Source organism: uncultured Sphingomonas sp., assembly GCF_937871615.1.
Classification (GTDB): Bacteria; Pseudomonadota; Alphaproteobacteria; order Sphingomonadales; family Sphingomonadaceae; genus Sphingomonas.
This window is the reverse complement of record NZ_CALMPA010000023.1, coordinates 49,467-63,838: the sequence shown is the minus strand read 5'-3', so window position 1 is coordinate 63,838 and position 14,372 is coordinate 49,467. Positions and strand designations below refer to the sequence as shown.

12 protein-coding genes are annotated in these 14,372 nt (G+C 62.5%); 5 read left to right on the top strand and 7 right to left on the bottom strand.

Features of this window, described 5'->3' with window-relative positions; genetic code table 11:
- Positions 1-3 precede the first annotated feature (3 nt).
- Positions 4-2,604, top strand: a complete 2,601-nt coding sequence (locus Q0316_RS06535; RefSeq protein ID WP_298670735.1) for a TonB-dependent siderophore receptor — start codon at positions 4-6, stop codon at positions 2,602-2,604.
- Complete coding sequence (locus Q0316_RS06530) at positions 2,604-4,778, top strand: Atxe2 family lasso peptide isopeptidase (protein WP_298670734.1); 2,175 nt, start codon at positions 2,604-2,606, stop codon at positions 4,776-4,778. Before Q0316_RS06535 ends, Q0316_RS06530 begins: the two co-directional genes overlap by 1 nt.
- On the opposite strand, the gene Q0316_RS06525 is transcribed toward Q0316_RS06530, so the two are convergent.
- The 6 genes from Q0316_RS06525 to Q0316_RS06500 form a co-directional block, all read right to left on the bottom strand.
- Positions 4,703-6,460: an asparagine synthase-related protein gene (locus tag Q0316_RS06525; protein WP_298670733.1), complete on the bottom strand. Its 1,758-nt coding sequence runs from the start codon at positions 6,458-6,460 to the stop codon at positions 4,703-4,705. The genes Q0316_RS06530 and Q0316_RS06525 overlap by 76 nt on opposite strands.
- Complete coding sequence (locus Q0316_RS06520; RefSeq protein WP_298670732.1) at positions 6,457-7,110, bottom strand: lasso peptide biosynthesis B2 protein; 654 nt, start codon at positions 7,108-7,110, stop codon at positions 6,457-6,459. The genes Q0316_RS06525 and Q0316_RS06520 overlap by 4 nt, the downstream gene beginning before the upstream one ends.
- Positions 7,111-7,157: 47 nt before the next feature.
- Positions 7,158-7,295, bottom strand: coding sequence for a benenodin family lasso peptide (locus tag Q0316_RS06515; RefSeq protein ID WP_298670731.1), 138 nt, complete (start codon positions 7,293-7,295; stop codon positions 7,158-7,160).
- A 217-nt stretch (positions 7,296-7,512) separates the two neighbouring features.
- Complete coding sequence (locus Q0316_RS06510) at positions 7,513-10,779, bottom strand: error-prone DNA polymerase (protein WP_298670730.1); 3,267 nt, start codon at positions 10,777-10,779, stop codon at positions 7,513-7,515.
- Positions 10,779-12,467, bottom strand: coding sequence for a DUF6504 family protein (locus tag Q0316_RS06505; RefSeq protein ID WP_367179646.1), 1,689 nt, complete (start codon positions 12,465-12,467; stop codon positions 10,779-10,781). The genes Q0316_RS06510 and Q0316_RS06505 overlap by 1 nt, the downstream gene beginning before the upstream one ends.
- Positions 12,385-13,062, bottom strand: a complete 678-nt coding sequence (locus tag Q0316_RS06500; RefSeq protein WP_298670729.1) for a protein ImuA — start codon at positions 13,060-13,062, stop codon at positions 12,385-12,387. The genes Q0316_RS06505 and Q0316_RS06500 overlap by 83 nt, the downstream gene beginning before the upstream one ends.
- Positions 13,063-13,153: 91 nt before the next feature.
- Here Q0316_RS06500 and Q0316_RS06495 point away from each other — a divergent pair, with 91 nt between their 5' ends.
- The 3 genes from Q0316_RS06495 to Q0316_RS06485 are packed head-to-tail and all read left to right on the top strand — an operon-like array spanning position 13,154 to position 13,937.
- The gene (locus Q0316_RS06495) at positions 13,154-13,315 is read left to right on the top strand and encodes a hypothetical protein (protein ID WP_298670728.1); all 162 of its coding nucleotides are present in this window, start codon (positions 13,154-13,156) and stop codon (positions 13,313-13,315) included.
- A 5-nt stretch (positions 13,316-13,320) separates the two neighbouring features.
- Positions 13,321-13,554 (top strand): type II toxin-antitoxin system Phd/YefM family antitoxin, encoded by a 234-nt coding sequence (locus tag Q0316_RS06490; protein WP_298670727.1) that lies wholly within the window; start codon positions 13,321-13,323, stop codon positions 13,552-13,554.
- Positions 13,551-13,937, top strand: a complete 387-nt coding sequence (locus Q0316_RS06485) for a type II toxin-antitoxin system VapC family toxin (RefSeq protein ID WP_298670726.1) — start codon at positions 13,551-13,553, stop codon at positions 13,935-13,937. The genes Q0316_RS06490 and Q0316_RS06485 overlap by 4 nt, the downstream gene beginning before the upstream one ends.
- A 14-nt stretch (positions 13,938-13,951) precedes the next feature.
- Here Q0316_RS06485 and Q0316_RS06480 read toward each other — a convergent pair whose 3' ends face one another.
- Complete coding sequence (locus Q0316_RS06480) at positions 13,952-14,188, bottom strand: hypothetical protein (RefSeq protein ID WP_298670725.1); 237 nt, start codon at positions 14,186-14,188, stop codon at positions 13,952-13,954.
- Positions 14,189-14,372 lie beyond the last annotated feature (184 nt).

Sequence of the window (14,372 nt, the reverse complement as noted above, 5' to 3'; positions counted from 1 at the left end):
AAGGTGAGCCGTCAGGGCTCGCCGGAAGGGGACAGGATGATGGCGAGCAAACGAATTCATATGGTTGCGGTGCTGATGGCGGGCGTGGCTTGCTCAATCGCGCCCATGTCGGCAACGGCTCGTGATCGGCAGGTCTATCAATTCGATTTCCCTGCGCAGGATCTCGGTGAAGCACTTCGGGCCGTCGCGGCCAAGGCCGGCTGGGAACTCTACGCTTCGGCGGACGATCTGAACGGCGTCGCCGCGCCAAGCCTTCACGGCGCGTTCACCGCTCGGGAAGCGATCGAGCAGCTTGTCCGCGGGACAAGTCTATCGGTGCGCTTTGACAAGGGGGCAGTGATTGTCCGGGGGCGATCCGAGGTAGCCGCTGCTAACGGCTCGGTCGAGAACGACATCATCGTGACCGGAACGCATATTCGCGGTGGTAATACCGCGTCGACCTTAATCAGCGTCACGCGCTCGGACATCCGGAATGCTGGTCAAGTCAATCTCGGAGACGTTGCTCGAAGCATTCCGCAGAATTTCGGCGGCGGCCAGAATCCGAGCGTCGGAAGTGGGGCCGGGCTCATCAATTCCAACCTGAATTCTTCTTCCCAGATGAACCTTCGTGGTCTCGGACCAGATGCAACCCTGACCCTTCTGAACGGTCACCGACTCCCATATGACGGTGTGTTCGGCGGGATCGATATATCGGCAATTCCCGTGGCAGCGGTGGACCGGCTCGAGATCGTTCCGGATGGATCGTCGGCCGAGTATGGTTCAGACGCCGTCGCGGGTGTCGTGAATGTCGTCCTCCGGCGAGACTATTCTGGGCTGACGACCTCGTTTCGGATCGGCGGGTCGACCGACGGGGGCAACTTCCAGCAGGGTGTCGATCTCGTTGGCGGCACTAGCTGGGGGTCCGGTGGCTTCATCGCGGCCTACCAATTTGCCCATAATTCCGGCATTGCGGCGCGGCAGCGCAATTACACCGGCGCTCTGCCGCAAGCAAATTCGCTTTATCCGGCCATCCGACAACACTCGGTGATCGTGTCCGGGCATCAAACGATCGCTCCGGGGGTCGAATTCAAGATCGATGGTCTTTTCAGTGATCGTCGTTCTACGATCATCAGCGGGAATGAAGACGCAGGCGGCCTCACACAATACCGCCTGGCCCCGACAGCGAGAAGCATTTCGGTCACCCCAGAGATCGACCTGAAGCTTGGTGCTCAGTGGATGGCGCGCGTCTCGACGGCCTTTGGAAAGGATGATAGCCACTACAACACCCTGATTACGCCTCCTGGTGGGACGGGAACCGCGACAACTGGATGCTATTGCAACTCAGCGGTGACCGCTGAACTTGTGATCGATGGCCCGGTTTTCTCGTTGCCGGCAGGTGAACTGCGTGTCGCTTTCGGCGGGGGATACCGATCGAACAGCATGCGATATACCCGCTATCAGGATACGGTGCCGGCGGGCGCCTTCAACGTCGCGCGAAAAAGCCACTACCTGTTCGGCGAGGCGGAGATTCCAGTCGTCGGTCCGGCTCAAGCATTTCCGCTGGTTTATCGGCTCACGCTGACGGCTGCCGCCCGATACGAGAACTATCCCGGTATGGCGAGCGTCACGACGCCGAAACTGGGACTCGTCTATGAGCCGGAGAAGAATCTCACATTTCGGGCATCATGGGGCCGCTCATTCAAGGCGCCGACACTCTACCAGCAGTATGTCGGCTATGAGACCTACCTGTTCCCGACAAACTGGTTCGTCCCCGATGCGACAGGAACGGTCCTATACACCAGCGGTGGCAATCCGAGCCTGACACCGGAACGGGCGCGCAGTTGGTCCGCAGGGCTGGAATTTCATCCCGACAGGATTCCTGGCCTCAAGATCAACGCCACCTACTTCAATGTCAGATACAAGGACCGGGTCGTTCAACCGATCGCCGGATCGATTGCATCCGCGTTCAGCGATCCCGGCTACGCAGCGCTTCTGAACCATAGCCCGTCTGCGGCTCAGCTCGACGCGCTGATCGCCGGATCGCTCTACGGCCTCACGAACTATTCCGATGGGCCATTCGACCCGGCGAACGTCGATGCGCTCATAGACAATCGCAACCGCAATGTCGCGCGCCAGGACATCGACGGGGTCGATTTCGGCGCGGCCTACGCCTTTGCCGTCGGAAAAGGTCAGAAGCTGAGCCTATCCGGGTCCGCGACCTATCTCAGAAGCGATCAGATTCTGACGCAGGAGTTGCCGAGCATCCAACTCGCAGGCTCCGTTTTCAATCCACCGAACTGGCGGGCACGGGCGGGTGCTGTTTGGGAAACCAAACGAACCACGGTTGCAACCTACGTCAATTATATCGGGAGCGTGCTCGACGCGCGCTTCCTGCCATCCAGCCGCGTCTCGTCCATGGCCACGATGGATTTCTCGGCGCGGTTGAGCGTTGGCGGTTCCTCGGCCGAGAAGCCGTTTATGACCTTCGCTCTCACGATCAATAACCTGTTCGATGCGAAGCCCGACATCATCAGGACTACAGGGTCGAGCGATACACCCTACGATTCGACAAATTTCTCGGCGGTCGGGCGCGTCATTGGTTTGACGATTTCGCGGAGCTGGTGATGTTTGCAAGCATTGCCGCGCTCGCACTCGCGACCGGGGCCAACAGTACCATGCCGTCATCAGATCCGTGTATGGCATTCGAGTCGAACGCTCAGCCCTCAGGGGTGGAATCGCAGGTCCCAACGGCGCTCGACCTTGCGAAATTGGCGGATATTGGCCGTGCCGATCCGCACGACTCCGCGAGTCCATTCGGCATCTCGCCGGACGGACTATGGATTGCGTTCGTCGTTAGGCGGGCGAATCCGATGGTCAACGCCTTTTGCCAGAGGCTGATGATTGCGCCGCTGAATGGTCGCGGTGTCGCGCGTGAGTTGGATCGCGGTGGTGAGCTTATCCGCAATCTCTTTGGATTGCGGAATTTGCCAGCGGTGCGAGCTGGCACGGCTCAGGTCATCACGCCGCGATGGTCACCCGACGGGCGCACAATTGCCTATCTGAAGCGGACGGACAGTCGAACCCGGATTTGGACAGTGAAGGTTGATGGGAAACCCGCTGTTCCGGCGGTCGATTTGCCATTCGAAATTGAGGATTTCACGTGGGCGAGTGACGGGCGCGGCTTCATCGTCTCCGGCAGACCGGAGTTGGCTAGGGCCGACGCGGCGATCGATGTTGAAGCGCGACAGGGGTATCTGTTCGATGACCGTTTCAGCCCGATGATGTCGGATCGGCCATTTCCGACCGGATCATTTCCCACGCGATTCTTCCATGTGGCATTGGCCGGAAACATCGTCCGGGTAGCGCGGCCAGCAGAAGAGATGCTGATCGACCCTCAGGCGGACTCGCGCCGGCCAGTCGGCGCTGGCGAATTTGCGGTGGATGGGGACGGAGGAACGGCCTGGACGGAAAAGCGAAACCCGCTTGAGCTGCTATCACCAGTGCAACTCCGGGTCGCGTGGTCGACAGGTCGACGGTCATCTTGTCTCTCGGATCCCTGCGCGCGAATCCGTCATATCTGGTGGGGAAGATCACGCGACGCCCTGTATTTTGTGACACGTGAGGGCTGGGCGAACAGCCAAACGTCTCTGTATCGTTGGCGAATAGAAGACGCTCAGCCCGTTCGTGTCCTGACCACCGACGATTCACTTGTCGGATGTGAGCCCGTCCCGACCGAACTCATCTGCGCGCGCGAAGGATCTCGAACTCCTCGGCGCTTGGTGGCAATCAATATCGATAACGGGCGAATGCGAACGATATTTGACCCGAACCCTGAATTCGGGAGATTGAAGCTCGGGCCTGTTCGCAGACTCCGGTTTCGGAACGCTTATGGGGTCGAATGCTTTGCGGATTTAGTGCTGCCGCCGGGCTCGAAGCTCGGCGCAAAATTGCCGCTTGTCGTGGTTCAATACTATAGCGAGGGGTTTCTTCGAGGCGGGGTCGGCGATGAAGTGCCAATCCAGGTTCTGGCTGGCCGCGGCTTTGCGGTTCTAAGTATAGAGCGGCCCTTTGATCCCCCAGGGACGGAAGGTGCGACGAGCGAACTGGACTATCGCCGCCTTGTCCGGAAGGACTGGATCGATCGGAAAAGCGTTCAATCCGCGATCGAGACAGCGATCAAGGCAGCGGTCGATACGGGAATGGTCGATGGCCGCCGGCTAGGTATCAGCGGATTCAGCGAGGGTTCGTCCGCGACTCAGTGGGCGCTAATAAATAGCCGCCTTTTCAAAGTGGCATCTCTTGGCTCGTGTTGCGAAGACAAGATCGCGCTGCCGATGAATGGCGGCATCGGATATGAGCATTACCTTGAAGAGATGGGGTATTCGCTGTTTGAGAACGCGGACGACTGCTTTTGGGCGCCGCTCTCGCTCGTTCAGAATGTCGATAAGATTGATGTGCCAATTTTGATTCAGACCAGCGATGACGAATATGAAGGTGGCCTCGACGTGATGGGCGCTTATCGGCGTCGTGGAAAGCCGATCGAAATGTTCATCTTCAAGAACGAGCCGCACGTAAAATGGCAGCCTGCCCATAGATTAGCGATGTACGATCGGGTGATCGACTGGTTCGCCTTCTGGCTCCAGGGCATTGTGGATTGCTCACCCGCCAAGCAGTCTCAGTATGATCGGTGGCGAGAAATGCGAGGTGCGCCTCAAGGGCTGGCTCAGTGCGCGGGTAGTTCGGCGCTCGATCTTTCGCGCGCCCACGCTTCGGCATCAACGATGTCTAACAGTCGATAGAGCAACTGACCGCGCCCGGTGTTTGAATCCGATAGCGCCAGCTCTACCGATAGCGGATCGATAATGTTGTGGTGCCGCAGAAGACCACCGAGAAGAAGTTCGCGAACGGTACTCTTATTTCTTTCGAAAACCGCCGCCGTGAAACTGTCGGGTCCTGACTTCGCTGTTCGTCTGGTGACCTGTCTTGGCAGAAAGCCCGAAAACGCCCGCCGCGCCGCCGATCGGTTGATACCGCCGTCGCACCATACCCATGTCGGTATGCGTAAACATGTCTCGACAACGGGTTGGGCCAGCAACGGCGCAATTACGGACGGATAAACTGATCGATCATACCCTTCCACGAAATTCTGTATTCGGGTCAGGAGTTGAACGTGGGCTATTTTCCCTGGATATCTTGTTGGAGCTTCCGTGAAGTAATCGTTGAGTAAATGGCTTTCTGAGCACGCGCCGCGATCGTGGTTGAGGAAACTTTGATCGCTTGGCGTGTTTAGCGCCCCCTCTGGATGCCGAAGGAGAGACAGCGTCGCGCGGGCCATGGTCGGAACATCGCATTGGGTAATCGCGCACATGTCGAGCAAGGTGCGCCATGCTTTTGCAATCCGTCTCTCGAAATGGAGCCGATCGACGATTGGAGTTGCCGAGTGAAGGTAGCAAAAGACATTGTCGCCACCGTTGCCCGTGAAAATTGCATCGGCGTTGTAGGCTTCAATTTCAAACCTGTATGCCCGCTCTAGCTCCTGCATAAATGGCTTGCCATTGGGGCGCGGGAGATGTGCCGATGATGACCTTCGAACGTCGATCGCGGCCAGCTCGTATATTCGTGCTGATAGCGATGCTCCGGTTGCAGTTGCGACGCTTGCAGCATACTTGCGTTCGTCGCCGCTAGGGTCATCGGTGGCGAGGGTGAGGCAACTGAATCGGTGGCCTCCACGCCCAAGGGCGGCACAGACTATTGATGAGTCGAGCCCGCCGGACACGCCGACGACGACGTGTCGGAAAGCGCCGGCTAGCGCAGATACTGATCTGCAGATTGATTCCCGAAGCTCGTGGATTGAAGCTTGCGGGGAGAGCGCCTGGCTTGGATCCGTAAATGACCACGGTCGCCACAGTCGCCTTTCCGTAAGATGTTCTCCGTCGATCACGGACACTGTCCCAGGGGGAAGCTCAGATAACCCATTGATGCAGGTAGCCGCGCGACGCGTGTCCGGTGATTGCAGGTGTTCGAAAAGACAGTTCCAGTCGATCTCATCTGTCCGAATACCAGCCGACGAAAAAGCCGCGAGATCGGATGCCCAGAAGAAATGGTTGGCGCTTTCTTGTTGGTAGCAAGGTAAGAATCCCGACGGATCGCGGAGGATCAGCACTTTGGAATTTGGATTACCTTTAATAATCGCGACAAATCCGCCCCAATATTTTTCTATCAGCCGAGCGCCGCCGGATGTAACAATGTTAGAAAATTCTTCAGCATTAATGTCGCGAACACGCGCATATGTGTCGCGAGAAAACAACGTCCCAACGACTAAGCCGCAATCGCTTCCCATCCAGACAAGCTGTGATGGATCGCTGCACCACAGTGAGATGCAATCTGGTCGCCAATCCGAAGGGTCGGCGATCTGTTGGCAAGGCAAGGCGGAATTCGAAGGCCGTTTCGGGATGGCAAACAGGAAGCGTAGCGCGCTCAAGCAACGAAAATCGGGGTATATCGCCCGACCTCCTCGACAGTGTCGTTGAGCACGATATCTCCCACTTGTGCCCAGCTATGGGCGGCGAAGGGGGCCGATCGAACAGCAAGGACGAGGTGAACTGCGCACCCGAGTTGAGCCAGTCGCGCCACAAGACCTATTGAGCGGGGGAGGCAGCGGTTGGCAGGCGAGCGCACAAGTTTGGCGACCTCTGAAGCGCGGATCGCCCTCGCTGGGAGCGGATCGTCGATTGTAGCCGCCATCTCCCGCCGGCGCTTCAGCAAAGTTAGCGCCTCAACTGAAGCTGCCAAGCCAATGGATTTCAGCTTTCGCTCGGCTCGTACCTCGGCTGCCACTGCTCTAACGAGATCAGACGTTTTTGCGGCTCCATCGATCGCCGCGCTTACGTGGGCTGCTGGCGCAAGTCTTGGAGCTGATATCTTTGCCGCGACAGCGGCTGGTTGCACGATCTTTTGTCGTAATAACGCTGCCACGGCGTCTTCGGAAGGCTGGCCCCCATCCGCAAGAGCTTTGAAGCTTTCTGTTAAGTCGTCACGAAGCCGGAAATATCGATCCGCGACGATATCGATGAAGATAATGGCTTCACCGATCTCGCAAAATGACAAACCGGAGCGGAGGGCGTGTTCCATTGGTCAAAGCAAGATAGGGCGCGCGATAATATCGCGCGCCCCTCTTGTCAGTCCTGCGCGATGCCCATGACGAAGCGCAACTGGCCGCCGCTCGGATCTTGGTCGATCTTGGCTGTGCCCTTGGTCTCGACAGTGGCGACACCGAGTTCGATGACTTCGTCATCGGGGGCTTCGTTCTCTTTCATGGTAAAGCTCCATATCAAAGATCGCGACTCACTTGCCGCATTCCGAGATTCACAGACCGACGCACCAAGTTCTATTTTATAATCCAATTATAATCGGGCGCGGCAGTACCCATGACCGAGGTAGCTCGTGGCCGCGCAAATCTCGACGACGCTGGGGCATAGCATGTCCGTCTTTGAGTGGTCTTAGCGTCTCGTGGCGTTCGGGTCGGGTGATGGATCAATGAAAATCGTGGCTGCGCAAGCGCAGCATTTCCTCTTGCTCGTTGCCGTAGGGCCGGGACGTGAATGTTCGGCCACGCGACCATGCCGGATCGCGCGGATCGGGTCCGCCGCCGTTCTTCGTACCGTCGCCACGCCCCGGCGTCACCGCAAAGTCCATCCGGCCGATCAAACGCAGCATGGCGTCCAGATCGGTGACGCGGTCGCAGATGACGTGGATTACCTCGCCCTCCTTCTGAAGCCGGCCCCGGATCGCGACCATCGAGGCGGACATCACCTGCCGGCGATAGGTTTCGAAGCGATCCGGCCAAAGGATCGCATTGGCGATGCCGGTCTCATCCTCGATCGTTACGAACAGCACGCCGCGGGCCGAACCCGGGCGCTGGCGGACGAGGATGACGCCGGCGACCTCGATGTTGCGGCCATCGCGGATCGAGGTGAGATCGGCGCAACGCACGATGTTCAGCGCCTCGAGCTGACCGCGCAGGAAGCTCACCGGATGAGCGCGCAGCGATAGCTGGGTCGAACGGTAATCCTCAACCACCTCGCGGCCATCGGTCATCGGCCTGAGCGCGACCGCAGGCTCCAGCCCCTCGGGCGAGAATTGCGCCTCGCGTTCATCGGCCGCGGCGAACAGCGGCAGCGGCGCTTCTGCCAGGCCCTTCACCTTCCATAGGCCCTGCCGGCGGTCCTGTGCGATGCAATGGAACGCGTCGGCCTCGGCCAGACGCTCGATCGCCGCGCGTGGCACGCCGGCGCGCCGCCACACCTCCTCGACGCTCTCGTAGGGCGCCGGGCCGCGCGCCGCGACGATCGCCGCACCGTGGATGTTGGCGAGCCCGCGCACCTGCCGGAACCCGAGCCGCACCGCCATATGGCGCCCGCCGGCCGGTTCGAGCGTGCAGTCCCAGTGGCTATGGTTGATCGACACCGGCCGCACCTCGACGCCGTGATTGCGCGCGTCCCGGACGACCTGTGCAGGGGCATAGAATCCCATCGGCTGGGCGTTCAGCAGGGCGGCGCAGAACACGTCGGGATGATGGTGCTTCATCCAGCAGCTTGCATAGGCGATCTTCGCGAAGCTGGCGGCATGGCTTTCGGGGAAGCCGTATGAGCCGAACCCCTCGATCTGCTTGAAGGTCCGCTCCGCGAAATCCCGCGGATAGCCGCGCGCGACCATGCCGCCGACCAGTTTGTCGTAGAAATGGCTGACGCCGCCGGTCAGCTTGAACGTCGCCATCGCGCGGCGAAGCTGATCGGCCTCTGCCGGCGTGAACCCCGCGCCGACGATCGCCACCTTCATCGCCTGCTCCTGGAACAGCGGCACGCCCAATGTCTTCTCCAGCACGGCACGCAATTCGGGCTTGGGGTATTCCGGCTTCTCCTTGCCCTCGCGCCGGCGAAGATAGGGGTGGACCATGTCACCCTGGATCGGGCCGGGCCGCACGATCGCGACCTCGATGACGAGATCGTAGAATTTGTTCGGCTTGATCCGCGGCAGCATCGACATCTGCGCGCGGGATTCGATCTGGAAGACTCCAAGCGTGTCCGCCTTCTGGATCATCTCATAGACGCCAGGATCATCGTCCTGCAGGTCGGCCATGCCGACCCGGATGCCCTTGTGCTGCTCCAGCAGGTTGAAGGCGCGGTTCATGCAGCCGAGCATGCCGAGGCCCAGGACATCGACCTTCATGAACTGGAGCCGATCGATATCGTCCTTGTCCCATTCGATGATCTGCCGGTCCTCCATCCGCGCCGGTTCGATCGGGACCAGATCGTCCAGCCGGTCCTGGGTCAGGACAAACCCGCCGGGATGCTGCGAGAGATGGCGCGGCATGCCGATGAGCTGCGCGGCGAGATCGAGCGTCAGCCGCAGGCGATGATCATCGGCTTTGAGGTTGAGCGCGGCGATCTGGTCGTCCGAAATGCCCTCGGTCGAAAAGCCCCAGACGAGGCCCGTCAGCATCTTCGTCAGGTCCCGGGGGAGGCCGAGCGCCTTGCCGACCTCGGCGACCGCGCCGCGCGTCCGATAGCGCGTCACCACCGCCGTCAGCGCCGAGCGGTGACGGCCATAGGTCTCGTAGATCCACTGGATGATCTCCTCGCGGCGCTCATGCTCGAAGTCGACATCGATATCGGGCGGCTCCTTGCGTTCCCCGCTCACGAACCGTTCGAACAGCAGCTCATGCTTGATCGAGTCGATCGAGGTGACGCCGAGCAGGAAGCAGACGCAGCTATTGGCGGCCGAGCCGCGCCCCTGGCACAGGATGCCGCGCCGCCGGCTCTCGGCGACGATCGCGTGGACCGTGAGGAAATACGGCGCGTAGCCGAGCTGGCCGATCAACCGGAGCTCGTGATCGATCTGGCGGCGATAGGGCAGGGGGACGCCGTCCGGGAACATCCGCGCCGCGCCTTCCTCGGTGAGCGCCGCCAGCGCCTCCTGAGCGGTGCGCCCCGCCATCACCTCCTCATAGGGATATTGATAGCGGATCTCGCCGAGATCGAAGCGGGATTGATCGGCGATATCGGCGCTCGCCTGGATTGCGTCGGGGAATGACGCGAACCGGCGCTCCATCTCCTCGGGCGACTTGAGGTTGCGGTCCATGTGACGCTCACGCCGGTAGCCGAGTGCGTCAATCGTGGTCTTCTCGCGGATCGCGGTCATCACGTCCTGAAGCGGGCGGCGTTCCGGTGCGTGATAGAGGACATCGCCCGTCGCGACGCTGCGCATCGCGGCCGCGCGCGCCATCGCGTCGAGCCGGTGCAGCCGCCCGGCATCGTCGGGCCGGCGCCGCAGCGAAAGCGCGAGATAGCCGCGCGCGCCGAACACGTCGCGCAGCTCGGCAAGATGGACAGCGGTGCTGTCGTCCGGCTCATCCGGCAGCAGGATGGCGATGAGCCCCTCGGCCCAGGTCGCGACGTCGCTCCAGTCGAGAACGCAGCAGCCCTTGCCGCCGCGCGCCTTGCCCAGGCTGAGCAGCCGGGTGAGCCGGCCCCAGGCCGCGCGGTCGGTGGGGTAAAGCAGCAGCGCGCGGCCATCGGTAAGGTCGACGCGCGCGCCGGGGATCATGCGAACGCCGGTGGCCTTCTGGCCGTCCCAGCCGCGCACCACGCCGGCGACGCTGCCGCGATCGGCCAGACCCAGCGCGCGGTGCCCCTGCGTGGCGGCCGCGGCGAACAGTTCCTCGGGCGAGCTCGCCCCGCGCAGGAACGAGAAGTGGCTGGTCAGCTGAAGCTCGACATAAGTGGGCGAGGCGCGCGCCATCAGCCGAACAGTCCGTGGATGTACCAGCTAAGATCGCCGGTCGGCGCTTCCACGCCATCACCACGCCGGAACAGCCAGAACCGCTCGCCGCGCTCCGCCTCGACCCGGAAATAATCCCGCACCGCCCACATCTCACGCGCGGTCCGCCACCACTCGCCATGGATGCGCTCAGGTCCATCACCCGCGACCACATGATAGCTCCTTCCGCGCCAGGTGAACCGGCGTGGAGGATGGTCGGGGAGGAGTGCCACCACGTTCGCCAGCAGCTCCGGGCGGCGCAGCAGCCGCACCGGGCGCTTCCATGCAGGCCAGCCGGTCGGGACCGCCAGCGGCCCGGCCCGGTCGACGGCGCGCTCCGGCACGTCGCTTTCACGCGCCGTCAGCCGGAACAGCGCATCCTCGCCCGCGCGCCCGGCGAGCTGGTCGACCAGCGGGGCGATGTCGCGCGGCCGATCGCCGCCGTCGAACGCGGTGCCGACCGCTTCGGGAATCAGATCCTCGACACGCGGCGCGGCGAGCGTCAACGCCTCGATCCCCATGCCGGGGTCGATCCGCTCGATCCGCATCGCGAACATGCGCGTGAGATGCCTCGCGTCGCGCGTCGCTTTCGCCGTACCGATCGCGATCCGCTGTTCATCCCCATCGATGCGGTGACAGGTGAGGATCGCGGCGCGGACCCCAAGCCCGCGCGCCCGCAACGCGCCGGCGAGATCATCGACCAGGTCTTCGATCACCTGCCCGATCGATTCGGCGGTGCCGATCGGCTCCAGCAGCCGGCGTTCCACGCGCGGCGCCTCGAACGGGACAACCGGCACGATCGGTTCGGCTACCAGCCCGCGCGCCTGATCGAGCCGCGTGACGGTTGAAAGCCCGAGGCGTCTGGCGAGCGGCCCGCGCGCGATCGGATAGAGGTCCGCAACGCGCTCCAGCCCGAACCTGGAGGCAGCGGTGAGCGCCTCCCGGGTCAGGCGCAGCGCGGCGAGTGGCAGGTCGGCGATCACCTCGGTTTCCGTTCCCGGAGGCAGGATCGTGACGGCGTTCCTGCCATAGCGGGCAAGCCCATGCGCCGCCCCCGGCGTGCCGGCGATCGCGATCGCCGCGCTGAAGCCGATCCGACGCAGGAAGCGGAGCAGATGGCGGCAGAAGCGCGTCTCGCCGCCGAACAAATGCGTCGTGCCGGTGAGATCGAGCCACAGGCCATCGGCGCCGGACACGCTGACGGTCGGGGTCCAATGGCCAGCCGCGTGAAGCGCCAACCGATCGAGAAAGGCGCGGTCCTGCTCCGGTTCGGCGTTGCGCACATCGAGGTCGGGAACGAGCGCACGCGCATGCGCCGCCGCCATTCCCGGATGCAGTCCCAACTCCAGCGCGAGCGGGCAGGCTGCGGTCACCACCTCCTTCTGGCCCGACTGTTCGATCAGGATCATCGGGCGATCGCCGCCAGTGAGGGCAGGCGCGGGGAGGGAAGGGGTGGCCGGGGCGGGCGCGCCGTCGCGCGCCCAGCGCGCGCCGGGACGCCAGCCGCCACCCCTGGGCACCGAGCAGGCACCGGGGTGATGGTCGAGCGGCGGTGCCGGCGATGCCCGTCCGGAATTGGCGACCGGCTCAGGCGGCCTGGCTGGCCGCTCCGACCGGCGCAGCCGCTCCACGGGGAGCTGGGGCAGGTAGAGCGAGGCGACCCGTTGCATCACAAGCTTCGACTTCGAGAGAGAAAGGATTGCCGCCGCGCTGGCGGATGAGTTCGACCGCCCAGCGGGCGCGGCCGACTCCCGGCCAGGGCAGGCGGGCAGACGAGGTGCAGCCGATCCGCCAGCGCGTCATCGCGGCCGATGGCTGATCGAGGGGACATCGATCGAGCGAGCGGTGGCGCCGATAGAGCAATATGGGCGTCCTGCCGTCCGAGGCCGCGAGCTGGAGCCGCCGGGTCGCGGTCTGGTCGGCCGCCTTCACCTCGGCGATCACGCAGGCGAGCGCACCGTCGCGAAGGCCATCTTCGGCCATCGCCAGCACCTCGCTATCCTTGCGGCCTTGCGCGTAGATGACCTTGTCCGGACCGAGGCCGGCCTGCTCGAGGCCCGGCGCATAGAGGTCGAACCGGGTAAGCGCCCACAGCACCGTGGAATCCGGTTTGTCGGCAAAGCGCGCCGCAATCCCCGCGGCGAACAGGGTCGCCGCCGCGTCGTCGCTCAGCGCGGCGGTAGCCGACGCGATTTCGTGCAGGCCAGCACCATCGAGTCCATAATCGGCGAGTTGGTCATCCAGCGGCGCCAGCCCGAACGGCAATACCGGTCCTCGCGCTAGGCCCGCGGCCGCGACCTGCGCGCGAAGCGCGGCAAGCTGCTCGGCGTGAGGCCGATCGAGGGAGGCGGGTTGCATGGGCATCAGTCATCATCGACTCATTCGTTCCCATTATGTTCCATTGAGTCGCGAGATTCGTCAAGGCTCCGATCTTCAGTCGGAGATCGATACGGCAATCGCCTTGCTGGCGGGCCTTGAACAACCCCGCAGATTAGCTAATATCTTGGCTAAGGAGTGAAGTCGATGACGACCGTTACCGTCCATGAAGCGAAAACCAATCTTTCCAAGCTGATCGCCGAGGCGCTCGCTGGCGGGGAGGTCGTGATTGCGCGGGGAGCGGTTCCTGCCGTCCGGCTGGTTCCGGTCAAGAAGCCTGGCAAGCGTTGCTTTGGATCGCTGAAGGGAAAAATCGCCATCGACGCCCGCTTCGATGAACCGCTGCCGTCCGATGAACTGGACGCCTGGCAAGGCGAATGAGGCTTCTGCTCGACACCCATGCGCTGATCTGGTGGTTCATGGGCGATGAAACGCTGACGAAACCAGCGCGAGAGGCGATCGCCGAGGAGGCGAACGAGATTTTCGTGAGCGCCGCGTCGGCGATGGAGATCAGCACCAAACATCGCCTTGGGAAACTTCCCGAGGCCGGTCTGCTAGCGACGGACCTTGGTGCCTTTGTCCGGGAACAGGGCTTCACCGAGCTGCCGATCTCGATCGAGCATGCCGCGATGGCCGGCAACCTTGCCATTGCGCACAAGGACCCGTTCGACCGCTTCCTCATCGCCCAATCGCTGGTCGAAAATGTCCCGCTCGTTTCGAATGAGGCCCTATTCGACGGATTTGGCGTCAATCGATTCTGGTGACGGCCATACGGCTGCTACTGCGGTTGCGTTGTTCGACTCCCTATAGCAGTGACCTGACGCTGGAGATTCTTACCCCCGGCATTATGGCATACGCGTTTGAGCGACTGGCCGACGACTTCGGCGAGCGGGGCCCTGAGCTTCGCGGCCCGGTCGGCGGGCAGCGCATCCCGGATCATCTTCGCGACGGTTTCCGGCGTCTCGCGCCATCGCAATGTGGCGAACAGCTTTTCTACGGTGTCGGCATCGGACATGAAGGCCCAGCCATCTCCGCCCTAGCAGGAAGCCAAGGCTTTGCATTAATCGTGTCCCGCCGGAATAAGCATCAGGCGAGGAAGCCTGCGGCAATCAGCTAACCGCTCGCGGACGCCCGCGAGCGCCTGATCAACGGTAGAGGTATCGGACCCGATTCGGCAGGCAGCCGAATGAGCCCGCCGG